The organism is Candidatus Galacturonatibacter soehngenii (assembly GCF_008830185.1).
Classification (GTDB): Bacteria; Bacillota; Clostridia; order Lachnospirales; family Lachnospiraceae; genus Lachnotalea; species Lachnotalea soehngenii.
The window spans coordinates 259,662-283,517 of the sequence record NZ_WAGX01000003.1 but is presented as its reverse complement, the minus strand read 5'-3'; the positions used below and the strand labels follow the sequence as shown (position 1 = coordinate 283,517).

Below are 23,856 nucleotides of genomic sequence, written 5' to 3'. Positions count from 1 at the left end.
CACTACATATTTTCCTTTCTCGATTATTTTCTATATAATCAGTTGTAGACGCTGTGGATTAGTAAAATCACCTACGGCAGCTTCCCTATAAGCTGACTGTTTCCTTTGGAGGCTCTAACCACAGCTCTATGTTTATTTGTTAATTAGTTAGATAACGCATGACGTTTTATATATAGCAAGGATACATTCAGCATAGAGTTTGCGGAAACACAGCGTAAATTTATTACAAAGGAGTGATTCTTTATGTTATTTGTTGGCATTGATGTAGCCAAATCTAAACATGACTGCTGTATCATTGATTCTGATGGTGTTATCATTACGGATTCCCTTCGTATTTCAAATACAAAAGAAGGTTTCGATACACTTTATACCTCAATCATATCTGCGCTTGATTCAAGTGATTTTTCAAACGTAAAAATAGGACTTGAATCGACAGGTCATTACAGCACAAACATTACAAACTATCTGTATTCCAAAGGCTTTAGTATTACCGTACTGAACCCTTTAGTGACAAATGCTTTTCGTAAGGCTGGAACCCTTAGAAAAACCAAAACAGATAAGTGTGACGCAAAAGTCATTGCAACTATGCTCTTTTCTGATGAATCAAAATCCTATTCACCTTCATCATATCAAATCCAAGAGCTAAAGTCACTAACAAGACATCGTTATCGTATGATTGGTTATCGTTCCAAGCTCAAGCTATCTGTCACACGACTAATCGATATCATTTTCCCTGAACTACCTGATTTTGTATGGTCTATACACCAAGCTTCCTGTTATCAGTTATTACTTGGATTGCCATCTCCAGAAGTAATCAGCACGTGTCATTTAACACATTTAATAAATGTTCTTTCAAAAGCTTCACGTGGAAAATATGGTCGTGAAAAAGCACTTCAACTTCGAGAGCTTGCTGCTAATTCAATCGGATCATCCAACAGATCTTTAACATTTGAATTACAACAAACAATTCGATTGATTCAAGCNGTTCAATCTGAAATTGACACGTTGGATAAACAAATCAAACTTGTCGTAGATGAGTTAAATACTCCGCTTATAACCATTCCTGGTATTGGATATACCATTGCTGCCATCATTCTTGCTGAAATCGGTGATATAAACAACTTCTCATCACCTGCAAAACTTTTAGCATTTGCAGGAATGGAACCTTCTACTTACCAATCTGGAAAATACAATGCATCCAAAACACCTATGGTTAAGAGAGGCTCTACATATTTGCGTTGGGCAATAATGCAAGCTGCCCGTTTGGTTTCTATGCGAGATTCCACTTTTGCCACTTACATGGCCAAGAAGCGATCTGAAGGTAAACACTTTAATGTCGCACAAAGTCACGTAGGCAAGAAATTAATCCGCGTAATCTATTCACTATTGAAAAATAACACAGCATTTGTCCCACAAATGTAACCAATAAATATCCTTTTTTTGAAGGCAACTCACGTTGCCTTATTTGTCATACACTTTTTTATCTATAAGAAAAACTATAAAATGTTATCAATTTTTACTTGACTTCATATAGTTAGTCTCCAATGCAATTATAGCCTTTCAAAGATGAAAATTCTATTTACTGTCACTTGCACTTTTGACAACCAATGGTTGCACCAATAATTAATCTGCAACCGCTTAAAACCAGTGCATAATTCCAGTAATATTCTTTGCTTTATTCATAATTTCGTCTTTGTTTAACTTTAAATAAAGCTTTAATTGTTCTACCTCTTCCTCTGTAAAACCTCTATATGTTTCAATCTCACCACTTGGAACAATACCTTCTGCATAAGTTTTATCCCCTTCAAAGGTAACACGTACGAATTTTTCATCCCCTCGTGATAAAATACAAGAATGTGTCATCCTAAGTTCATTGTTCTCATTTCCCATAGTATTCTTCCTCCTATGTATCAATTATTTATATCCTACTTAAAAATCATTATACTCCACTTACCTATAAACCGCAAACAATAAACTTTATTCATATTCTATTCATGATTTGTTTCGAAACGTTAACAATTCATTCAATTTCTTATCACGCTTTTTACACAAATTAAGTTTATACTTAGTTCATAAGTTAAAGCCAATCACTTATTTATATAGATAATCTTTTTCATATTTTTAAGGAAATGTAATTTCCTTAAACTCCCTCCCCCCTAAAAAGTAACCGTCATGGTTACTTTTTTTTATACAATAGGAAAGAACTCACCATGTAAAATCCTCATGATTCTTGAATTAATCCACATTCTTTGTTATACTTATCCTATTACCTACAGATTGTTTTTCACTTTGCCATATTTGGAGGAAAGGACATGCCATACTATATTACTTACAAAGAATTTCAAACATACACAAAAGAATATTACCACAAAAACGCTACGCTACTATCTTTAAATGAAATTACAAATCATTTACTTGATAAGGGTGTATTAAAACATACGTATGCTCCTTTTAAATTATCTACGCCATATAACGACGATATGTCAAATGAAGAATTTGATGACATGATAGACTCTATTACTTTAACGCTTACTTTACAAGATTCTAATGAGTTTAAAGTACAAGAATCTTTTTTTCTTTCTAAAACAAAGGATGTTTTAACCATTAAGCATCCTAACTATATTAAAACAACATCTCATACACATAATTATTATGAAATTAACTATGTGGCAAATGGGAAATGTGATTTTGTGTTTAAAAATACAAAAAAAGTGATGGAAAAAGGGGAGATATTTATCATTCCTCCATTCAGTGAGCATGAAATCACTCCAAAGGAAGAAGCAACCGTCTATACCATCATGCTGCAAAACAGTATCTTTCATTCTACCTTTTTCACCTTACTCTTCGATAATCTATTATATTTTTATTTTAAAACGATATTACAAGAAAGTACTTCCTATCATTATTTATCGTTTTATATTTCGGATGAGAATTGTCTTAACAAAATCACTAGAAATTTATTAATTGAATCGAACCAAATAGATAGTTATAGCAACAACGCTTGTATTAATTGGTTGAATTTATTCTTTTTAACAATCTTACGAAACTATGATGATACCATATTGCATTATAATTATCAAATGGGAACTGATTTTTCATTACTGTTACAATATATACAACATAATTATCAAACACTTACCCTCGCTTCACTTGCAGAAATATTTGCTTATAGCGAACCGCATCTTAGTACCTTGATTCGTCAAAACACAGGTTATACATACACAGATTTAATTAAAAAACTTAGATTATCAGAAGCTTTGGAATACTTAAAAACAACAGACCTAAAGATTGGAGAAATTGCTGATCTCATTGGATATAATTCAGCAGATCATTTTTCAAGAGTCTTTCGTTCCGAATACGATATGTCCCCACAGCAATATAAAAAACAACATACGAAGGAGAATTCCTTTTTTCCTAATTTATAGAAGTAACCACACGGTTACTTTTTTGTTAATTTTTTTACATTCTTTGTGGAAAAAGTGAGCTTGAAATCTTGACAAATTCGTCATTTTGAGATAACTTATAATCAAATAACAGAAAAAGCAACAACTTTTTATATTATGTTTTCATTGTTTTATTTGGTTTTAGTTGTACTTTATACTAGAAATCAGTTGTTTTTCGTAGTATATTTATCAATGCAATCGTATCTATGAGCGTCATTTTAGATAAGTAGCTGTATCAAATGAATCATAAGTGAGTGATAACACTTAAATACGCAAGGAATGGAGACCAACTATGAATTTGATTGAAACAATTAAAGAAGCTGGTATTGTCGGGGCTGGCGGTGCAGGATTTCCTACACATATTAAGTTAAATACAAAAGCGGAGTATTTTATTGTCAATGCAGCAGAATGTGAGCCATTGATTGAAACAGATAAATATTTATGCAGAACCTTTGCAGACGAACTCATCAAGGGAATTATGATTATTTCGAATCATTTAGGAGCTAGTAAATCTGTAATCGCATTAAAGGGAAAATATAAAACTGAAATCGCTGCATTAAAAGTTGCAATTGAAAGAAATAATGCAGAAATTGAAATCTTTGAGATGAGAACCTTCTATCCTGCTGGGGATGAACAAATCATTGTGCAGCAAGTAACAGGAAAAAGCATTCCTGAAAGAGGAATTCCAATTGAAGTTGGTTCTGTAGTCGATAATGTTGGTACTGTTATTGGAATCTATGAAGCAGTATCCAAGCAAAAGATGGTTACAGATAAGTATCTATCTGTGGTAGGTGAAGTGGCAGAACCAATCATGCTTAAAGTTCCGCTTGGTACTTCGATACGTTCTTGTATTCAAGCTGCAAATCCAAGGATTACTGACTACGCTATTATTCTTGGTGGTCCAATGATGGGTCGCGTTTTTTCAGATGATACCCTGATTGATCAGCAGTATGTTACTAAGACAACTGGTAATATCATCGTATTACCTAAAGATCACTACTTAATCAAACGCTCTAAAGTAACAATTGATAGAATCAAACATCAAACAAGAAGTGCATGCATTCAATGTCGTATGTGTACTGACCTATGTCCAAGATATCAAATTGGCCACCAAATCAAACCTCATTTGGTGATGAGAAATGTTTGGAGAGAAAATTCAATCAAAATAAATGAAGAATTTATTAAAAGTTTCGGTGATGCTGTAAATTGCTGTGATTGTGGACTTTGTGAAATGTTTTCATGTCCAATGGGACTTTCTCCAAGAAGAGTGAATCAATATATGAAAGGTAAGCTCCGTGAAAAGGGTATCATGGTAGACAAGAATGTAAACCCTGTAGCCAGAGCTAGTGTAGATGTTAGTAAGGTTCCAACAGACCGCCTGATTGCCAGACTTAATCTTGGTAAATACAATGGATTACATGCTCATACTTGTATTGAATTAACTCCTGATGAAGTTTTCATTCCTTTGTCTCAACATATTGGAAAACCTGCTATTGCAATCAAAGCCACAGGCGATTATGTGCATATAGGAGAGTTGATTGGAAGTGCAGATGACACTGGGTTATCAACAAATATTCATGCAAGTGTAAATGGTACCGTAAAAGAGGTCACACAGACTGGTATTCGAATAACTTTAAACTAATGGAGGAATAAAAGAATGGGAAATTCAGTTGGGATGATAGAGCTATCTAGTATAGCAAAAGGAATTGAAACTTGTGATTCAATGATAAAGTCTGCGGATGTGGAGCTACTTAGAGCATCAACTATCTGTCCTGGAAAATATATGGTAATTATTGGTGGTGATACTGGAAGTGTTGAGGCTGCAATGAAAGTTGGCGAAGAAGTAGCCGCACAGTTTTTGGTGGATAAATTATTAATTGCGAATGTCAGCGAGCAACTGATGCCAGCAATCAGTAGTACCTCACAGGTTCCTACGGAAGGTGCTATTGGTGTGATTGAATTTTACTCAGTTGCATCAGCTATTGTGGCTGCTGACACTGCGGCAAAGGCTGCTGCGATTAATCTAATAGAAGTTCGTACTGGCTTTGCCATAGGCGGAAAAGGATTTGTCACAATGAGCGGTGATGTAAGTGCAATTACAGAGGCAATTAAAGCTGCTGAAGCTGCAAGTGAGCTAATGGTTCATAGCGTCGTTATTCCTAGGCCACTTGATAAACTATATGAATCTTTAATGTAAAAGAAATGAAGATTGACTTTTTTTGTAAGGTGAGAACAAGGATTTTGTGTAATATATCCTTGTTCTCTTTTTTTAATTACATTCAAATTCTTTATGTAACTAAAGATGCATCGTATCCTCAAGCATTTTTACGAAAGTACTTGGCTTAATATGGAAGGAATAGCTAATCCGAAAAATAACATCAAGTGTTGGCCTTCTTTTCTTTCTTTCTAACAGACTGATATACGTTCTATCAATGTTACATAAGTGTGCTAGTTCTTCCTGTGACATGCCAATTTTTTTTCTCTCCTGTTTAATAACGATGGAAATTGCCTCTTTTAATTCCAATATTTATCACCTCGCTATATACATTATGAAAAAAATATTTTTTAAGTCTACGGACTATAGTCCCATTTCCGATATGAAATATAAGTAAAAGATTAATGCAATCTAGCATTGAAAAAGATGTAATGTCCCTACTCGTTATTGCTGATTGTATATTCAGATACAGATATAAAATCAGCAATATGAATATACATCTGCATCTGAGCTAAAAAGTATTTTTTTCTATGCTTACATCCTTTAATATATTTTACGGATTGCCATTCAGTCAATAAAAATTAGAGGCATACTTCAATTTCATATTCATTTGCTTTATCTATAAAACTAAAATCCGAATTAGAAGGTAAGCTTATATCGTATAGCTAGGTTCCATTGAAATAATTCTAGATAAAAATTACTGTATATAATAATTTTCTATCAATGAAAATGCAATTTCTTTCGCCTTAGCACTGACTAAGTCTTGGCTTTTACTTTCATCCAATCGAATAGCAAAATAATACACATCATCTTTTGTTTCTGCCATACCAACGAACCACGCATTATTATTCTTTCCTGTGGCTAAGTCTTTTCCCGTTCCAGTTTTTCCATATATCTTTACCATATCATTTGATTCAACCAACATAATATCTTTTAAAATATCAATTTTATCTTTTGCAAATGCTGTTCTTCCTTCAAAGATATTGGCTAATATCGCTACTTGTTCCATTGGTGAGATTTTTAAAGAAGATCCAAGCCAAAATCCACTTAACTCAGGCAAAGAATTAACACTACTTCCATTCCATTCACTTATGTCCTTATTCCCATATTGTAATTGTTCTAGATATTTTTGAACCTCATCTGGACCTACTTTATCGATTAGCTTTCTATAATACCAGACACAAGATGCCGAAAAAGCCTCTCCTAAAGTAAGATCTTTATTCCAAGTTTCTATTGGATAAATAGTCCCATTATAGCCCATTGTTGTATCCACATCCACTACTTTATTTTCTAAGCCCATAAGTGTGGAAATAATCTTAAATGTGGAACAAGGTGAGGTCTGTATCTCACATAAGTCTTTGTTATAGACTTGTAATTCATGTGTCGCATCATTGTAAAATACAGCACATCCTGTTATTTCATCAAAATACTCACTAAAATTAACTTCCTCCACTGTGGAGAATTCCTGCAATATCATCTCTTCTACTAACAATTCCTCTTTGTTTGTTTCTTCCTTTTGTAAGTCTTTTACTGATAAATCAGACTTGGCTAGCGTTTCTTCTTTTTTGTTTTCTATCTCTTTATTAGCTTTTATATTTCCTTCATTTGCACACCCCGTGACGCAACAACTCATAAAAAGAATCAGAACAACTTTAGAAAAATGAATAAATGCTCCCCTTATCATGGTTTCTCCCCTTCCATTTTTAGAATTTTGACTATTCGTCTTTCTCATGCTACTTTTTGTCACACTCATTATATACTTATTAATCGAAACCTACAACACCCTTTAACTTAAAAATCCCTTGCCATTCACATTGACTCTATCAAGAAATACATAACCAGATTTTCAACTATTTTATGTTATTGACAGTCTGAATCAATTCATGCTAGACTTATTTTAGTCTAAATAAATCGACTATGTTTTTATTAAATACATTTAACAATACCAGTGGTTGTTCGGCAAAATGCCTAAGGAGGTCCTATTGTATGAATATTCTACCCCGTATAAAAAATCCGCATTTGTAATAATTCTTCCTGTGCTTATCATTGGTTTCGTTGTCACTATATTTCTACTGACAACCCAAGCTAAAGCACTAGAACTTCCAAATGCAAGCTCTGTATTATCTATAGAAATGGAGCAAATTACCGACCATGAAAGCCTTGGTCAAGTGATGATAAGCGATAGAGATGAGATTAATACTGCTTTGTCCGTTCTTTCCCAGACAAGAAAAACGCTGAACTTCTCTGTAAACGATTATCCCACACAAAGCAATTATCTTGCTATCAGACTAAAACATCCAGAAGAACAAACGATACTGTATCTATATAAGGAAGGAAACACATACTATATCGAGATGCCGTATGCGGATATCTATAGAACGAACGAGGACACAAACGTTGCCTTATATAATATCTATAGTGTGGCTCTTAACAATCATGCTACTAAAACTGCTAAGGATACTCTACTTGTAGACTCCCCAAATGGAGCTTATACCGCCAAAGCATATGGAGCGAACACGAATGTCACTGCAGCCGGAGAGTATCCCTATGATGGTTTGTGTATAATCCGCAATTCAGATGGCGCGACCGTATGGAATGAGGATGGGTATTACAGTGCCCAATTCCTTTGGAGTGATAACAGCAAGTACGTTGCCATATGCGTGGAGGCAAGAACCTGGGGAGAAAGCTTTATTGTAGATGCTGAAAATGGAAATGTCATCAAGTTACCGGATTTAAACGCCATTTCTGCACTTCTTGATACTACTTCACAGCCAGACACCAACCGTTTGGACCCTTACTTCAAAGCAGTTGATTGGGTGAATGACTCAACCATTTGCGTGGACTATCGCTTTATAGCAAGAGATGGAGACAAGGAAGTGTCTGGGACATATGAATATGATCTGATTAACGATAATATCCTATTAAATAATTCTACAATTAGTGGCTCTTCTGGTTAAAATCAAAAGAAATACAAAAAATGAGACGATTTGCTTCCAAGCATACCGTCTCATTTTTTCTATGGCAAACTCTTTCTATATTATCAATTTATTAAGGCATTACTTATTTTTTCTTTTGATTTTGCTTTGCATTATATTTATTTGTATTTTCTTCTACTCGAAACAAAACCATTTTTTTAATTAAATCATACGGCATTGGTTCCTTCAAAGGGAATTGTACAGAGCCTTTTGCCCACTTATACTTTGATAATTCTTCTTGAAATGCCTCGATTGCTGATGGTGCAGGATAAAATCCAATGTGATTCTTATGAGCCGCAAAATGTACCAGATTCCCATAAAGATAAAATGTTGGCATTTGGTAACTTATTTTCTGCGTTGCCTCTGGAACAAGTTTTGTTATAAATGCCCTAAGCTCTGTTAAAATAGTTTGAATTTCGATTGGAAATTGTAACATGTATTCGTCAATTGTACTAACAGCATTTTCTTTCATGCAATCACCTTCCTTTAACGACTTTCGTTTTTTATCTCACTTTGAATCCTTTGATAAACTTCTTGATAGGGCAACTTTTTTTCTTTGCATAACCTTGTGACACAGCTATATTCTGGATAATATCGTTTTCCTGAATTAAGTTCACAGACTTTTACCTGCACTTTGCCAAGACTTGTATCCATATTCACAATTTCACGTTTTAGAATTGTTCGCTCCATTCTGATTTTACGAATTCCTATCGTTGTTGTTTCATGAAATATAATTTGTTCCATTGTATTCACATCTTCTTCCATGCAGATTACAGTCAGCTGATAAGCGGGACGATTTTTTTTCATATAGATTGGAATGTAAAACACATCCAATGCACCTGCTTCAAACAGTTGCTCCATTACAAATCCAAGTGTTTCTCCACTGCAATCATCAATATTGCTTTCTAATTTGATAATTGCAGTACTTTCCTTTAAATTTTCCTGAATTAACATAGCTCGAAGCATACTAGGTCTTTCGTAGGTTCGCTTACCCGCTCCAATACCTACCTTTAGAATTGTAAAATCTTTTGGTAATAGATTGGAGGTTTTAATTGCCGCCACAATTGCCGCACCAGTTGGGGTTATTAACTCCCCTTCTGTATTCGTAACATGAAGCGTCAATTGATGACTTGCTGCAATATTTGACACTGCTGGTACTGGTATTGGCATCATTCCATGTTGGCAACGTACAAATCCTTTTCCCTCGTATAAGACTGGAACAATCACCTGTTCAATGTTTAAGTTATCAAGGCAAACTGCTACCGATACAATATCAACAATGGAATCAACTGCTCCTACCTCATGAAAATGCACTTGGTCTAGCGTTGTACCATGTGCCTTTGCTTCTGCTTCTCCTATAATCTCAAAAATACGAATTGCCGTTTCTTTTGCTTTTCTACTGATATCTGCTTTCTCAATGATATTCAAAATATCAGATAAATTTCTGTGTTCATGTGAATGATTTTTGTGTTTGTTATGTTCGTGTCTATGGTGTTCGTGTCCATGATGTTCGTGTTTATGATGCTCATGCTCATAGTGTTCGTGTCCATGATGCTCGTGTTCATGGTGTTTATGAATCCCTTCATGATCTTCATTTTCGTGAAAATGATCTCCATGAAGAAATTCCATATCATGATCATGATTTTCATATTTTGCTTCTAATTGGACACGAAAATCACAGGCATCAATTCCTGACTTTTTAACTCTTGATATAATGGTCTGAAATCCATCTACATTAAGGCTAAGGAGTGCTTGCTGTAAAATCTTTTCATCAGCTCCTAAATCAAGTAATGCAGCAACCATCATATCTCCACTAATACCACTGTAACATTCTAAATATAAGGTATTACCCATGATGTTCCTCCTTTATAGCAAGGCGATTGATTTGTGTTGCCATATAGCCAGCTCCATACCCATTGTCAATATTTACGACTGCAATTCCATTGGCGCAGGAGTTAATCATGGTTAATAATGCGGACACTCCATGAAAACTAGCTCCATAGCCAATTGAAGTGGGCACTGCTATGACTGGCTTATCTACCAGTCCTCCAAGTACACTTGCCAAAGCCCCCTCCATTCCAGCAACTGCTACCACGCAATTTGCACTTTGTATTACTTCTAATCGAGCCAATAATCGATGAATTCCACTTACTCCTACGTCATAGATTCTCTCCACATAAGAGCCAAAAAATTCTGCTGTTTGTGCCGCCTCTTCTGCGACTGGTATATCTGCTGTCCCTGCTGAGCATACCGTTATTTTTCCTGTTCTTATTTTGTTTTCTTTTTCTATTTTAATGATTTTTGATAAGTTATCATATTCTACTTGTGGGTATACCTTTTGAATGAACTCATATTGACTTTGAGAAGCTCTGGTACCAAGAACCTCTCCTTCTTCTTTATAGATTCTACCAAAAATTTGAAGCAAATGCTCCTTATCCTTACCACTACAATATATCACTTCAGCAAATCCAGAGCGAATTTTTCTATGAGTATCTATTTTGGCGTATCCCATATCATCAAAGGGCTGTTTTCGAAGCAGCTGCTCGGCTTGTTCGACTGACATTTCTCCACATTTCACTTTTTTTAATATATCCTGTGTATCCATACTTGGAATTCTCCTTCTATTTCAATTAATAAAATATTGCTTATGTAATAATAGCTGCTACCTTCTTTCTTTTTAACTGCACATCAGTGACTTTCTTTCAGTCTACCTTCAATGATAATCTTTGTCAATTCTTTCTCTTTTCTAACTTCAATCCACTCACTCAGCTTGAAAAAACGATTACTTCAAAATTGTTGTACCTACAATTATAGGATTGATTGTAGGAGCCATCAACGTTATAATATAACCCATCAGTTAAAACATTAGTTTAGGAGTTGAACAATGAAAAAACAAGCAATGATTAAAAAATCCTTTCAAGCCGCATTTCCTTATACGATACCAATTTTTGCAGGTTTTTGGTTTTTAGGACTTACCTATGGTATTTATATGAATGTTTCAGGCTTTCCATTTTTATATCCCATGGTTATGAGCTTTATTATTTATGGTGGCTCTTTAGAATTTGTTGCTGTAAGCCTTTTGCTTGGCGCATTTAATCCTTTGCAGGCTTTCATCATGACACTCATGATTCAGGCACGTCATTTATTTTACGGAATAGCAATGCTTGATAAATACAAAGGTACTGGATGGAAGAAGCCTTATCTTATTTTTGGTATGTGCGATGAAAGTTTTTCGATTAATTACACAGCTACCATTCCAAAGGAGGTAGATTCTGGGTGGTTTATGTTCTTTGTGACTGTGCTCAATCATTTTTATTGGGTCTTTGGCGCAACATTAGGAGGTCTTCTTGGCTCTTTCATTCGCTTTAATACGGAGGGTCTTGAATTCGTTATGACTGCTATGTTTGTCGTAATTTTTCTAGAACAATGGCTAAAAGAGGATAAGCATCACTCTGCTTTTATTGGGATTGTTTCATCAATTTTATGCCTTATCCTATGGGGACCTGATCATTTCATGATTCCTACCATGCTACTGATTCTTTTCTTACTTACATTACTAAGAAAACCCTTAGAACAAACAGGAGGTTTATCGACATCATGAGTTTAGCTGAACAAATTATTATAATTAGCATTTGTGTATTAGGAACTATACTTACAAGATTTTTACCCTTTTTGATATTTTCATCCAAAAAGCCAACTCCTGCTTATGTACAATACTTAGGTAAAGCACTACCTTCTGCCATTTTTGGAATGTTGGTTATTTATTGTCTAAAAGATATTCGTATTTTCAAGGGTAGTCATGGGATACCAGAATTGTTATCTATTATTTTCGTATGTATCTTACACCTTTGGAAGCGCCAAATGCTTGTTTCAATAGCTGGCGGAACCATTCTTTACATGCTGTTGATTCAATTTGTATTTTAAAAGTACAATTTACAAGCCTTACATAGAAATTTTGTTCATATTAAAACACCCATTTCTATCCCTGTGTAACTATCACTGGATTAAATGGGTGTTTTATTCATTCTATAAATAACCTTATTGGTTCTTTACTTCTAAGCGTATTAATTTCTCTATTATTTCATCACAAATCTGCTCAACAGTTTTTTGGTCTGTGGCTACAATAATATCTGCTGCCGCTAGATACTTATCCTGTCTTTTCTCCATGAGCTGTGCAATAAATTCTGTGTTCATATTGTCATTTAGGATAGGTCTTTCTTTGCTATCTTTTACTCTTTCATATATCGTTTGTGGGGTAGCTGTAAGTAAAACAATACGTCCTTGCTTTTTCATATTCCACACATTTTCTTCGCGAAGAACAATTCCTCCTCCGCAAGAAACAATTAAATTATTTCTTTTTTGTAAATCAATTAAAATACTACTTTCACAATCACGAAAATATTTTTCTCCTTTTTCTTCAAATATCTGTGGAATTTTCTTTCCTTCTTTTTTCACGATAAGCGAATCCGTATCTACTTCCTCCATATTCAATTGCTTACTTAAATAAGAAGAAACTGTACTTTTACCTGCTCCCATAAAACCTATTAGCATTATATGAAACGTTATCAAATCTTTGACTCTTCGTCCTTCCTTTTCCATATCTGCAAAGATGTCTCGTGCTTCTTTCTCCATTGGGGCCTCCTTATACTCTTACCAGATAAAAATTATGACTCTACTGGTGTTGTATCAATTCATTAAAGCTTTAACGCATTACCATAGAATAATAACATATCCTATCACTTCCATCAAGCTTTTGATGAATCGATCATTCCTTCATGCCTTGATTTAAAATATGTAACACTTCCTCTAATTGCTTAGCTGGTATTTGCCCTGGAGCAGATGCTTTTTGTGCAGAAGCAAAGGTAACGGATGAGCCAAACACTTGACCAGATAACCGACTGATGACGCCTAAATCAGCCATTGACATAGTAATAATAGGTCTATCTGCATGCTTTTCTGACATTTCTAGTGTCGCCTCAAGTAGTACAAGTACATCCATCTTGGAGTTTGGCATTACAGCGATTTTTGCAATATCTGCTCCAATTTCTTGCATCTTTAAAAGTCTACTAACAATCTCTTCTTTTGGAGGAGTCTTTTTAAAATCATGATTCGATGCAATTACTTTCACTCCATTTTCATGTGCTTTGTTTATGATTTCTTGAACAATATTATCCCCTGTAAATATCTCAACATCAATGAAATCAATTAATTGTGTATTAATGATTGATTTTAATAAGTCAATATACGCTTTGGTCTCGAATTCTTTAACTCCACCTTCTTTAATGGTACGAAATGTAAAAAGCAGAGGAATACTGGTTAAAACACGATTCAACTCCTTTAATACATCTATAACCTGTTCAAAGTCTTCTACGTGTTCAAACCAATCTACACGCCATTCCACAATATCAACTGGAAACATCAAAAGGTTTTTCGCCTCCTTTATGATATCTTCCTTTGCTGTTGCTACGATTGGGATACATATTTTAGGAATCCCTGCTCCAATCACTACATTTTTCACAGTCACTGTATTCATCACAATCTCCTTATTACTCCTATGAAGTCATTCATTTATTGATTCTTTCGAATCCAAGATATCTGGTTCCTTGAAAAGTAAGTTTACCAAAATCTTTTTCCACTAACAACCCATATTCTTTTCCATTTACCTGAAATTCTATCCTATCACCACTTTCGACCTGAAAGGTAGCGTAATAGTTGCTATATGTGGAAGACATCAACTGATCATCTGTTGATTGATGTCTATGTATTTCATCTCTTTTTGTAACTAATGTGGCTTCTACTGTTAAAACTGGGCTATCATTATTGGCTTTCCATTGTAAAGCCCCTTGCACTAATCTAAATGCTATTAACCCAAAAACAAGAACAAAACCTATTACAATGATAATCGGTATAATTGTAAAGAGACTATCTTCTATCCCACCATAATAAAATGTTTCCATATATACCCCCTTATAAAGTACTTATCTTTTTCCCAATAAATTTAATCTATATGAATGAGTATAGCATATAGCAATATGTATTATATTACAAATTTCTAACACTTTATTTATTTTTTGATAGCAGAAACAACTAACGATATAAAAAAGAGTTTTTATCCCTTTATTGATAAAAACTCTTCTCCTCTTATCTTTCTTCTCTAAAATACGCTTTTCCTAAACTTGATGGTGGCTGACTTTCATGTTTATTCCTCTTGCTTGAAATGATAAGAACTACAATTGTAACAAGATAAGGAAGCATCTTACATAATTCCTGCGTTGCTCTTGTCAGTCCTGGTAAGTAAATATACAAAATATATAATCCACCAAATAAGAAAGAGCCCCAAATTGCATTATTGGGATTCCATAATGCTAAAATTACCAAAGCAATCGCAAGCCATCCTCTATCACCAAATCCATTGTTTGACCAAGTTCCACCGTAATATTCCATAACAAAGTATAGTCCACCAAGTCCAGCTATTGCTGCCCCCATTACTGTTGCACTATATTTATATCTAGTTACATTGATACCTGCCGCATCAGCTGTTGCAGGGTCTTCCCCTACTGCACGAAGGTTTAATCCCTTTCTAGTGTGTTTTAGAAAGTACGTCATTGATAAAGAAATGATAATTGCAAGGTAAGTTAAAAAACCATATGAAAATAATAAATCTCCTATAATTGGTATCTTATTTAGCACTGGAACCGATGCTCGAAATGCTGCTGCTGTTGTCTTTACCGATATCTGTCCGACACCACCTGCAAGCTTTGAAATAGAACCTCCAAAAAAGTTACCAAATCCAACTCCAAACGTTGTTAATGCAAGACCAACTACATTTTGATTGGCTCTTAATGTAATGGTTAAAAAACTATAAATAAATCCTCCTAAGGCTGAAACAATGAAAGTCATTAAAAAGGAAATAAAAAGCCCTATAAGTGGAATTGGATTTGCTACATTTTTTTCATAAAAAAATGCTCCCATTAATCCACTAATACCCCCCATGTACATAATTCCAGGGATTCCAAGATTCAAATTACCAGATTTTTCAGTCACAATTTCACCTGTGGCACCAAATAAAATTGCAATTCCTTGTCCAATGGCCTTTTGTATAAATGTAAGTAATAAATCCATTTATTTACCCTCCTTGCTTTTTTTGCGAAGTTCAACCTGATAATTTATAAAGAATTCACAACCGATTAAAAAGAAAATAATAATTCCTGTAATAATGTCAGAGGCATTTTCATTTAACCCAAACTGAGTCGCAATTTGAACGGAACCTTGTTGCATAAATATTAATAATGCCGATACAAGTATCATTGCAATTGGATTAAATTTGGCCATCCAAGCTACAATGATTGCAGTAAATCCTCTTCCGCCTGCTGTACTTGTAGATATTGTATGACTAGCACCACTTACAATTAAGCTGCCTGCAAAGCCACATATAGCACCTGAAACCATCATCGTTCTTAAAATAACTTTTTTTACATTAATACCTGCATATTCTGCTGTAAATTCACTTTCACCAACAACAGAAATTTCATATCCATGCTTACTATATTTCATATAAATCGCAATCGCAGTTGTTAGTAATAGGACTAATACTACATTTAGACCATATACATTTCCAAAAAGGCTTGGAAACCATCCTGCCTTGGTAGCAGAATTGATAATACCAACCGTATTGGAGCCAGTTGGATTTTCCCAAAACACAATACAAAAGGTAACAATTTGCATCGCTACATAATTTAGCATTAAGGTAAATAGCGTTTCATTCGTATTAAAGTATGCTTTAAAGAAAGCTGGAATTATACCCCATATTAATCCTGCAATTGAACTTACAATGATAATAACGATAAGTAAAATACCGCTTGGTAACTTATCTGAAAAGTAAATCATAAAGGCCGCAGCTGCAGTTCCTCCCATTAGAATCTGTCCTTCCGCCCCTATGTTCCAAAACTTCATTTTGAATGCAGGTGTCAAGCCAACTGCTATACACAGCATAGCTAAAATCTCTCTAATTGTAACCCATAATCTACGTTTGCTTCCTACTGCACCGTCAATCATCCCTAGATATACTTCAATTGGATTTTGCTTTGTTATGGCTACAATAACAAGAGCCGCAACAATAAGAGCCAGTATTACAGCAATCATTCGAATGAACCATGCTTTTACAGTAGTGATGCTATCTCTTTTTACCATGCGTATAAACGGTTCTTTATTTAATAACACAATGTCTTTACTCATCCTTGTGCTTCTCCTCTCCTGTACCTGTCATCAACAATCCAAGTTCTTCTTTATTTGTAGAACGCGCATCAACAACACCAGTAATTTTTCCACTATTTAATACAAGGATACGATCGCAAAGTTCTAACAAGACATCAAGATCTTCAATTACGCAAATAACAGCATGTCCTTTTTTCTTCTCCTCATTAAGAAGATTATAAATTGTATAGGAAGAATTAATATCCAACCCTCGCACTGGATATGCTACCATTAAAACAGTTGGATTAAGTGCAATCTCTCTACCTACTAAAACCTTTTGGACATTTCCACCTGATAATCTGCGAACTGGCGTTTCTAATTTTGGAGTAACAACCTTTAACTGCTCTACAATCTTTGATGCTAGCTTTCTAGGTTTCTTACGATCTACTAAAAAGCTTCTTCCATCTTTATAGCTTCGTATCATCATATTATCGGTCAAATCCATAGAACCTACCAGTCCCATTCCAAGTCGGTCTTCTGGTACAAATGCTAATCTAACACCTTTTTCTTTGATTACATCTGCGCTTAATTTAGTTAAATCTTCTATCGTCTCCTCTGGTGTATGATAAAAGATTTGTCCACTTTCTAATTTTTGTAATCCAGCAATGGATTCCAAAAGTTCTTTTTGTCCACTTCCTGAAATACCCGCAACCCCAAGTATTTCTCCACTATATGCTATGAAGGAGGCATCTGTTAAAACAGGCAATCCCTCTTTATTTCTACAATTAATGTTACAAACTTCAATTCGTTTTTTCTGATTGGTAGGCTTAGTTCTCTTAATGTCCAAACTCACCTTTTCTCCTACCATCATTTCTGTCAAAGATTCCACTGTTGCATCTTTTGTTTCAACAGTATTAATGTATGTTCCTTTTCTTAGCACACTGATTCTATCTGATAACTCCAACACCTCATTTAATTTGTGAGTAATAATAATGATGGATTTTCCATCTTCTTTCATATTTTTTAATACTTGAAATAATTTTGTTGTCTCATGTGGTGTCAACACCGCTGTCGGTTCATCTAAAATTAAAATATCGGCACCTCGATACAATACTTTTATAATTTCAACCGTTTGTTTTTGTGATACTGACATATCATATATTTTTTGCATTGGATTTAAATCAAATCCATATTTTCTAGTTAATGCATTGATTTCCTCGACTACCTGAGGCATTTTAATCTTCTTTTCTCCTGGAAGTCCTAATATGATATTTTCTGCTGCTGTTAAAATATTGATTAACTTAAAATGTTGATGAATCATACCGATTCCCAACGAAAAAGAATCTTTTGGAGAGCGAATCGTAACTGCGTTTCCATTTATGCGTATCTCTCCTTCGTCAGGAAAGTAAATACCAGATAACATATTCATAAGCGTAGTTTTACCACTCCCATTCTCACCAAGAATAGAAAGTATTTCACCCTTTTTTAACGTAAGACTTACATTGTCATTTGCAGTAACCTCACCAAATCGCTTCGTTACATGCTTTAATTCAATTGCGTTGACCTGTTCCACAAAAAATCCTCCTATAAAATAGGCGGAACTGTACAATACAGTTCCGCAATATTCGTTGTATCTCGAAACTACTCTGTTAATTCAGTAATACCATCAATTCTTAAATCAAATGATGGGGAAGAAGCAAGTTCAGATTCATGGAAATATCCATCTGATACATAATCAGCATATTTTGCATAATCTCCACCTTCTGCAATTAAGTCTTCAAGTGACTTGCCACCTATTGTGAATGTAGTAGTATCAAATACATGTAAGCTTCCATCTTTAATCGCTGCTTCTACTTGTGCAACTTTCTCTGCACTACCAGCTGCAACCACTTTTTCATTTAAAGCGGTAATGCCAACTGCACCTTCCGCAAAGCCTTGACACCAATTAACATCCATTTTTGTACCATCTATTACACTCTTAACCGCATAGGTATAGTAAGGTGCCCAGTTATTATATGCTGAGGTTAATGCACTATCAGGAGCTACTGAAGTCATATCCACATTATAACCAACATTTGGTACTCCAGCTTGTTCACACGCAGATGGTGCACCCGTTGTATCTGCATGCTGGCTGATTAATTTTGCTCCATTTGCGATTAACTGAGAAGCAACTTCTGCCTCACCTGACATATCAGCCCAACTATTTGTATATTGCACTTCCATTGTAGCGGTAGGACAAACACTTTTTGCTCCTAAATAAAAGGAGGTATAACCTGAAACTACTTCCGCATATGGAAATGCACCAACATAACCTATTTTTGCTTGTTCTGCTGTAATTGTCCCATTTTCAATCAGCTCATTTAGCTTTAAACCAGCAACCACACCTGTTACAAATCTAGCTTCATAAATAGAGGTAAAATAGTTATGCATATTGGAAAGCCCTGAAGATGCTGCCTGATATCCTGTCGCATGAGCAAACTGCACCTCTGGAAATTCTTCTGCTGCCTGCATCATATAGCTTTCCTGTCCAAAGCTATTCGCAAATATGATATTACAACCTTGATCTGCAAGATCAACTGCGGCATCATATGCCGACTCATCCTCTGGAATATTTGTTTTTTCAATCACTTGTTCATCTGTTAGGCCAAGTGCTGTCTTCATTTCTTGGATTCCCTTCATATGAGATTCCGTATAACCTTCATTTTCATCACCTATGTACATGATACCTACTTTAATTGCACTAGCATCATCTTGTGTATCACCAGATGCTGATTCGCTAGACTGTGTTTGTATCGTGTCACTTGATGATTCTTTTGTTGCAGATGATCCGCAACCTGCAATTAAAGTTGCAGTCAATGCTAACGACACTATCAAACTAAGTGTTCTTTTTTTCATAATGTTCTCCTCCTAAAATGCTTTGTCTTATATAACAAATGCGATATGCAGTTTGTTCCTTGTCATATGTATTTATCTTAATACTTTTTAACTTATTTATTTTACAAGTTATACTAATAAATTTCAACTTATTTATATGTATTTTTAATAATAAGTAAGTAGTAATTTTACTTATAAATCAATTTCTTTTACACAGCCTATAACACTTGTAATAGGGACAATAGAACTTTTCTATTATACAAAAAAAGGCTGTGTGTAACGATACACACAGCCTGTAATACTGTTTTTTATTCCTTTAAATCAATCTTTGCAAATACATCTGCAAATGGGGTATTAAATGCTCCTTGCTCCTCTTTCTTAGACTTTTGCATATATTTTGCAATCTCTTTTTTACTAACACCAGCGCCCTCCTTCTTACGTCTTTCTTGAAAAGAAGTAAGCTTTTCCTTATGCCCGCAGCTACACACAAATGTTTGCTTTTCCCCTTTTCCTATTAACTCCATTTTTTTATGGCACACTGGACATCTGGCGTTACTAGTTCTTGCAATCGTCTCTCGATATCCACATTCTCTATCTTGACAAACGAGCATTTTGCTATTTTTACCATTTACTGCAAGTAAGTTTTTTCCACAGTTTGGACATTTTTTATTCGTTAAATTATCATGTCTGAATTTACTATCTGATCCCTTTATCTGAGCAACTATCTCTTTAGTATAATCAGTCATTTCATTCATCAAATCCTGTTTTGCTAACTTTCCTTTGGCAATCTCACCTAATTTCATCTCTAGTTCAGCCGTTAGCTCAGGTTTTCGAAGATCTTCTGGTACTAATTCAAGTAGTTGCTTTCCTTTTGAAGTAATAAAAATATCCTTTCCTTTCTTTTCCATTAAAAAAGAATGAAACAATTTTTCAATAATATCTGCACGAGTCGCAACCGTACCAAGGCCTCCTGTTTCTCCAAGAGTCTTAACAAGATCTTTTTTCTTTTCCTCTAAAAATCCAATCGGATTTTCCATAGCCGATAATAATGATGCTTCATTAAAAGGAGCCGGTGGCTTTGTTTTTCCTTCTGTCAAAGAAAATACAATGCCTTTTATCACATCATCTTTGACCATAACAGGCAATGTCTCGTTTTCATTTTCATTACCCGTTTCATAGACTGCTTTATATCCTAAGGTATTTGTTCTTTTTCCTTTTATCACAAACTCTTCTTTTTCCACTTCCACTTTAATGCTTATTTCTTCATATTCATATGGAGGATATAGCACTGCCAAAAAGCGTCTAACTACCATATCATATATTTTGCGTTCATCTGTACTCATATTTTCCAGATTCACATATTGCTCAGTTGGAATAATTGCATGATGATCCGTTACCTTTTTATTGTCTACAAAAGAGGAGTTTGCTTGAATTGTTTTTTTACTTAGAGGCGCAGCAAGCTTTTTGTATGGTCCGATACTAATTGCATCTAAGCGTTCCTTTAAAGTGGATACAATATCGGTGGTCAAATATCTAGAATCCGTTCTCGGGTACGTTAATACCTTATGATTTTCATACAATCTTTGCATTATATTTAGTGTTTCTTTTGCTGAAAAATCATACCGTAAATTTGCCTCACGTTGTAGCTCGGTTAAATCATATAAGCCTGGTGCAAACAACTTCTTTACTTGTGACTTTATATCAATTACAACAGCTTCTTTTCCTTTTAACTTGTTGATAATTTCTTCCGCCCTTGCCTTATCTGCTATGGTATTTCCTTTACTTTTCTTATCCCTCCAGTTTAATGTAATTCCATTTACCTTACCAACAATCCCATAATAGGTAACTGGCTTAAATTTTTTGATTTCTTCCTCTCTCTTTGCTATCATTGCAAGGGTTGGAGTTTGTACCCGACCACAAGTTAGACTTGCATTGTATTTACAAGTAAGTGCCCTGGTCGCATTCATTCCTACAATCCAATCTGCTTCTGCTCTTGCAACAGCCGCCTGATATAAATTTTCATATTCTGAACCATTTTTTAATTTAGAAAACCCTTCTTTGATTGCCTTATCTGTAACAGAAGAAATCCAGAGTCTTTTTACAGGTTTTTTATTGTTTGCCTTTTCAAGTATCCAACGAGCCACCAGTTCTCCTTCTCGCCCTGCGTCTGTGGCAATGATAACTTGTCCTACATCTTTTCGATGTATCTGTGATTTTACGACATGATACTGCTTGCTTGTTTGCTTAATCACAACCAATTCAAATTTTTCTGGCAGCATAGGAAGATGCTCTAGATTCCATTCTTTTAGTTTTTTATCATACTCTTGTGGATCTGCCAGTGTTACCAAATGCCCAAGTCCCCAGGTCACAATATATTTTTCTCCCTCTAGTATTCCATTGCCTTTTTTATTACAGTGAAGTACCTTTGCAATATCTCGTCCTACCGAAGGTTTCTCTGCTATCACTAATGCTTTCATTTATTTCTCCTATCTATCTCTTTCATATAATTCATTCTTACATGGCTTAATATCTATTATTTCATTCAGCTACAATCATTTCATTTCGTGCATTATCATACCAAAAAATAACGTAGAAAGCAAATTATCACTAAAAAGTGGTGTGTTATCAAGAAATAACACACCACTTTTTTAATTAACTCTTTGTAATTCCATATCATAAATCATCTTCGTAGGTCTATCATGCAATACCCATAACACAACATCAAATGCTTTTGGGTTCTTGTTCAGATAATCTGTAACAGTTTTTACTGCTACTTTAGCAGCTTCTTGTACTGGATATCCATAAGCTCCTGTTGATATAGAAGGAAATGCAATTGATCTAATTTTATTTTCTTTTGCTAAATCCAATGATTTTATGTAGCAGGACGCAAGCAATTTTGCTTCCTCCCTATCGCCACCATTCCATACTGGACCTACCGTATGAATAATATTTTTGCAAGGAAGGTTATAAGCTTTCGTAATTTTTGCCTCTCCTGTCTTTAAACCTCCTAAAGTCTTGCATTCTTCCAACAATCTAGGCCCCGCAGCCTCGTGGATAGCTCCATCAACCCCATCGCCGCCAAGCAAGCTTTGATTGGCCGCATTCACAATTGCAGATACGGTATCCATCTTTGTTATGTCTCCTAATATTGTTGCAATCATAATTTCACATCCTTCAACTATATATTGTTATATTTTATATTCTAACACAATATATTGTGGTTTGCACTTCTTTTTTGCAAAACTCTAAAACAACTCATTTATATGATTGGTTCTTCTATTTTTTCTTCTATTTTTTCTCCTATCTTTTCACCCATTTTCACTACTGTTTCTATGTCATTCAAAGAATTGTATAAAATATCAGTATCAATTTTTACTTTACCCTTCTCTAAACAAACAATGATAGTGGATCCTCCAAATTCAAATCTACCTTTTTCTTCACCACGATTCACTTTTGCTTCTTCATGGTAATTAGCGATCTTTCCTACAAGCAATGCTCCTACTTCCATTATCAATATATTTCCATAGTTCTCACTTTTTAAAATTGAAAATTCTCTTGTATTTTCTTTATAAATAGGAAATATCTTACCTGCTAACGGATTAACCGTATGAAAAACACCTGGTATATGCCAATTTTTTGTTTTAATTCCGTTATCAATATAGCAGTAGCGATGGTAGTCATCTACCGTAAGACGAAATAATAATAAAATTCCATCTTCATATCTTTTAGCAAGCTTTTTACTTCTAAACAAGCTCTCTATGGTATAGATAGAATCTTTTATTGTAAATTGTGAGTCCTGGTTTATTGGGAATACACTTAGCTTAGCATCACAAGGTGATATGAAATGGTTGAATTGCTTATCGATAATTCGTTTTTCTTTCATTATCTTTCGAATAAAAAAATCATTAAAGGAGGTGTATTTTCTTTTCTCATACTCTTCTACATTAATATGGTTCTTTCTTACAAAATAAGGAATTATTACTCTTGTGACAGGTAGATTCAAAATAAAACCTATCCCCCGTGATATTTCTGGTCTCACTAGTACCATAAGTATCATTCTTCCTATTTTCGTTTGATATAAAAAGGACAGTACCTTATTTTGTGTTTCATTTTGTTTTACTATAGAACCTTTTCGATCAATACATTTCATTTATCT

The 23,856-nt window shown here is 34.5% G+C and carries 23 protein-coding genes; 7 read left to right on the top strand and 16 right to left on the bottom strand.

Annotated elements, in window-relative coordinates; translation table 11 throughout:
* The first annotated feature begins 243 nt into the window (after positions 1-243).
* On the top strand, positions 244-1,422 hold the full coding sequence (locus tag F7O84_RS02075; protein ID WP_151141338.1) for an IS110 family RNA-guided transposase: 1,179 nt from the start codon (positions 244-246) through the stop codon (positions 1,420-1,422).
* Positions 1,423-1,638: 216 nt separating this feature from the next.
* Here F7O84_RS02075 and F7O84_RS02070 read toward each other — a convergent pair whose 3' ends face one another.
* The gene (locus tag F7O84_RS02070) at positions 1,639-1,890 is read right to left on the bottom strand and encodes a hypothetical protein (RefSeq protein ID WP_151141335.1); all 252 of its coding nucleotides are present in this window, start codon (positions 1,888-1,890) and stop codon (positions 1,639-1,641) included.
* A gap of 422 nt (positions 1,891-2,312) precedes the next feature.
* Between F7O84_RS02070 and F7O84_RS02065 the strand changes: the two genes are divergently transcribed.
* The 3 genes from F7O84_RS02065 to F7O84_RS02055 all read left to right on the top strand — a co-directional run bounded on the left by F7O84_RS02065 (position 2,313) and on the right by F7O84_RS02055 (position 5,640).
* Complete coding sequence (locus F7O84_RS02065) at positions 2,313-3,425, top strand: AraC family transcriptional regulator (protein WP_151141332.1); 1,113 nt, start codon at positions 2,313-2,315, stop codon at positions 3,423-3,425.
* Between the two features lie 310 nt (positions 3,426-3,735).
* On the top strand, positions 3,736-5,085 hold the full coding sequence (locus tag F7O84_RS02060) for a 4Fe-4S dicluster domain-containing protein (protein ID WP_151141330.1): 1,350 nt from the start codon (positions 3,736-3,738) through the stop codon (positions 5,083-5,085).
* Between the two features lie 15 nt (positions 5,086-5,100).
* Entirely contained in the window at positions 5,101-5,640 is a 540-nt protein-coding gene (locus F7O84_RS02055; RefSeq protein WP_151141327.1) for a BMC domain-containing protein, read from the top strand.
* 99 nt (positions 5,641-5,739) lie between these two features.
* On the opposite strand, the gene F7O84_RS02050 is transcribed toward F7O84_RS02055, so the two are convergent.
* Positions 5,740-5,967 carry a helix-turn-helix domain-containing protein gene (locus F7O84_RS02050; RefSeq protein ID WP_151141325.1) on the bottom strand — a complete coding sequence of 76 codons (228 nt, stop codon included), beginning with the start codon at positions 5,965-5,967 and terminating at the stop codon, positions 5,740-5,742.
* A gap of 388 nt (positions 5,968-6,355) precedes the next feature.
* Entirely contained in the window at positions 6,356-7,411 is a 1,056-nt protein-coding gene (locus F7O84_RS02045) for a class D beta-lactamase (protein WP_151141322.1), read from the bottom strand.
* A 229-nt stretch (positions 7,412-7,640) separates the two neighbouring features.
* Between F7O84_RS02045 and F7O84_RS02040 the strand changes: the two genes are divergently transcribed.
* Positions 7,641-8,615, top strand: a complete 975-nt coding sequence (locus tag F7O84_RS02040) for a DUF5301 domain-containing protein (protein ID WP_192451632.1) — start codon at positions 7,641-7,643, stop codon at positions 8,613-8,615.
* Positions 8,616-8,718: 103 nt separating this feature from the next.
* Here F7O84_RS02040 and F7O84_RS02035 read toward each other — a convergent pair whose 3' ends face one another.
* Genes F7O84_RS02035 through larB form a run of 3 tightly spaced genes read right to left on the bottom strand, consistent with a single transcriptional unit; the run spans position 8,719 to position 11,238 of the window.
* A complete protein-coding gene (locus F7O84_RS02035) occupies positions 8,719-9,105 on the bottom strand; it encodes an iron chaperone (RefSeq protein WP_151141316.1) in 387 nt (128 codons plus the stop codon).
* 14 nt (positions 9,106-9,119) lie between these two features.
* Positions 9,120-10,487 (bottom strand): nickel pincer cofactor biosynthesis protein LarC, encoded by a 1,368-nt coding sequence (gene larC / locus F7O84_RS02030; RefSeq protein ID WP_151141313.1) that lies wholly within the window; start codon positions 10,485-10,487, stop codon positions 9,120-9,122.
* Complete coding sequence (gene larB / locus F7O84_RS02025) at positions 10,480-11,238, bottom strand: nickel pincer cofactor biosynthesis protein LarB (RefSeq protein ID WP_151141310.1); 759 nt, start codon at positions 11,236-11,238, stop codon at positions 10,480-10,482. The genes larC and larB overlap by 8 nt, the downstream gene beginning before the upstream one ends.
* Positions 11,239-11,517: 279 nt before the next feature.
* Between larB and F7O84_RS02020 the strand changes: the two genes are divergently transcribed.
* A complete protein-coding gene (locus F7O84_RS02020) occupies positions 11,518-12,234 on the top strand; it encodes an AzlC family ABC transporter permease (RefSeq protein ID WP_151141308.1) in 717 nt (238 codons plus the stop codon).
* Positions 12,231-12,557, top strand: a complete 327-nt coding sequence (locus F7O84_RS02015; protein WP_151141306.1) for a branched-chain amino acid transporter permease — start codon at positions 12,231-12,233, stop codon at positions 12,555-12,557. Before F7O84_RS02020 ends, F7O84_RS02015 begins: the two co-directional genes overlap by 4 nt.
* 114 nt (positions 12,558-12,671) lie before the next feature.
* Here the strand turns inward: F7O84_RS02015 and F7O84_RS02010 are convergent, their stop codons facing one another.
* From F7O84_RS02010 to F7O84_RS01965, 10 genes are all read right to left on the bottom strand, one after another.
* Positions 12,672-13,265, bottom strand: a complete 594-nt coding sequence (locus F7O84_RS02010) for a shikimate kinase (protein ID WP_151141304.1) — start codon at positions 13,263-13,265, stop codon at positions 12,672-12,674.
* A 133-nt stretch (positions 13,266-13,398) separates the two neighbouring features.
* A complete protein-coding gene (gene aroD / locus F7O84_RS02005; RefSeq protein WP_151141301.1) occupies positions 13,399-14,166 on the bottom strand; it encodes a type I 3-dehydroquinate dehydratase in 768 nt (255 codons plus the stop codon).
* 31 nt (positions 14,167-14,197) lie between these two features.
* Positions 14,198-14,590, bottom strand: a complete 393-nt coding sequence (locus F7O84_RS02000; protein ID WP_151141298.1) for a DUF2500 domain-containing protein — start codon at positions 14,588-14,590, stop codon at positions 14,198-14,200.
* A gap of 184 nt (positions 14,591-14,774) precedes the next feature.
* The gene (locus F7O84_RS01995) at positions 14,775-15,755 is read right to left on the bottom strand and encodes an ABC transporter permease (protein WP_151141296.1); all 981 of its coding nucleotides are present in this window, start codon (positions 15,753-15,755) and stop codon (positions 14,775-14,777) included.
* Positions 15,756-16,868, bottom strand: a complete 1,113-nt coding sequence (locus F7O84_RS01990; RefSeq protein ID WP_151141293.1) for an ABC transporter permease — start codon at positions 16,866-16,868, stop codon at positions 15,756-15,758.
* Entirely contained in the window at positions 16,861-18,399 is a 1,539-nt protein-coding gene (locus F7O84_RS01985) for an ABC transporter ATP-binding protein (protein WP_151141290.1), read from the bottom strand. The genes F7O84_RS01990 and F7O84_RS01985 overlap by 8 nt, the downstream gene beginning before the upstream one ends.
* Before the next feature lie 68 nt (positions 18,400-18,467).
* Entirely contained in the window at positions 18,468-19,721 is a 1,254-nt protein-coding gene (locus F7O84_RS01980; protein WP_151141287.1) for a BMP family ABC transporter substrate-binding protein, read from the bottom strand.
* Between the two features lie 287 nt (positions 19,722-20,008).
* A complete protein-coding gene (locus F7O84_RS01975; RefSeq protein WP_151141284.1) occupies positions 20,009-22,177 on the bottom strand; it encodes a DNA topoisomerase III in 2,169 nt (722 codons plus the stop codon).
* A gap of 171 nt (positions 22,178-22,348) precedes the next feature.
* Positions 22,349-22,861 carry an O-acetyl-ADP-ribose deacetylase gene (locus tag F7O84_RS01970; protein WP_151141281.1) on the bottom strand — a complete coding sequence of 171 codons (513 nt, stop codon included), beginning with the start codon at positions 22,859-22,861 and terminating at the stop codon, positions 22,349-22,351.
* Positions 22,862-22,959: 98 nt separating this feature from the next.
* Positions 22,960-23,850: a phosphatidylserine decarboxylase gene (locus F7O84_RS01965; protein ID WP_151141278.1), complete on the bottom strand. Its 891-nt coding sequence runs from the start codon at positions 23,848-23,850 to the stop codon at positions 22,960-22,962.
* Positions 23,851-23,856 lie beyond the last annotated feature (6 nt).

Excerpts from the sequence above, each read along its gene's own strand:
- F7O84_RS02070 (WP_151141335.1), bottom strand. The coding sequence starts at position 1,890 with ATGGGAAATGAGAACAATGAACTTAGGATGACACATTCTTGTATTTTA.
- F7O84_RS02065 (WP_151141332.1), top strand. The coding sequence starts at position 2,313 with ATGCCATACTATATTACTTACAAAGAATTTCAAACATACACAAAAGAA.
- F7O84_RS02060 (WP_151141330.1), top strand. The coding sequence starts at position 3,736 with ATGAATTTGATTGAAACAATTAAAGAAGCTGGTATTGTCGGGGCTGGC.
- F7O84_RS02055 (WP_151141327.1), top strand. The coding sequence starts at position 5,101 with ATGGGAAATTCAGTTGGGATGATAGAGCTATCTAGTATAGCAAAAGGA.
- F7O84_RS02045 (WP_151141322.1), bottom strand. The coding sequence starts at position 7,411 with ATGAGTGTGACAAAAAGTAGCATGAGAAAGACGAATAGTCAAAATTCT.
- F7O84_RS02035 (WP_151141316.1), bottom strand. The coding sequence starts at position 9,105 with ATGAAAGAAAATGCTGTTAGTACAATTGACGAATACATGTTACAATTT.
- larC (WP_151141313.1), bottom strand. The coding sequence starts at position 10,487 with ATGGGTAATACCTTATATTTAGAATGTTACAGTGGTATTAGTGGAGAT.
- larB (WP_151141310.1), bottom strand. The coding sequence starts at position 11,238 with ATGGATACACAGGATATATTAAAAAAAGTGAAATGTGGAGAAATGTCA.
- F7O84_RS02020 (WP_151141308.1), top strand. The coding sequence starts at position 11,518 with ATGAAAAAACAAGCAATGATTAAAAAATCCTTTCAAGCCGCATTTCCT.
- F7O84_RS02015 (WP_151141306.1), top strand. The coding sequence starts at position 12,231 with ATGAGTTTAGCTGAACAAATTATTATAATTAGCATTTGTGTATTAGGA.
- F7O84_RS02010 (WP_151141304.1), bottom strand. The coding sequence starts at position 13,265 with ATGGAGAAAGAAGCACGAGACATCTTTGCAGATATGGAAAAGGAAGGA.
- aroD (WP_151141301.1), bottom strand. The coding sequence starts at position 14,166 with ATGAATACAGTGACTGTGAAAAATGTAGTGATTGGAGCAGGGATTCCT.
- F7O84_RS02000 (WP_151141298.1), bottom strand. The coding sequence starts at position 14,590 with ATGGAAACATTTTATTATGGTGGGATAGAAGATAGTCTCTTTACAATT.
- F7O84_RS01995 (WP_151141296.1), bottom strand. The coding sequence starts at position 15,755 with ATGGATTTATTACTTACATTTATACAAAAGGCCATTGGACAAGGAATT.
- F7O84_RS01990 (WP_151141293.1), bottom strand. The coding sequence starts at position 16,868 with ATGAGTAAAGACATTGTGTTATTAAATAAAGAACCGTTTATACGCATG.
- F7O84_RS01980 (WP_151141287.1), bottom strand. The coding sequence starts at position 19,721 with ATGAAAAAAAGAACACTTAGTTTGATAGTGTCGTTAGCATTGACTGCA.
- F7O84_RS01975 (WP_151141284.1), bottom strand. The coding sequence starts at position 22,177 with ATGAAAGCATTAGTGATAGCAGAGAAACCTTCGGTAGGACGAGATATT.
- F7O84_RS01970 (WP_151141281.1), bottom strand. The coding sequence starts at position 22,861 with ATGATTGCAACAATATTAGGAGACATAACAAAGATGGATACCGTATCT.
- F7O84_RS01965 (WP_151141278.1), bottom strand. The coding sequence starts at position 23,850 with ATGAAATGTATTGATCGAAAAGGTTCTATAGTAAAACAAAATGAAACA.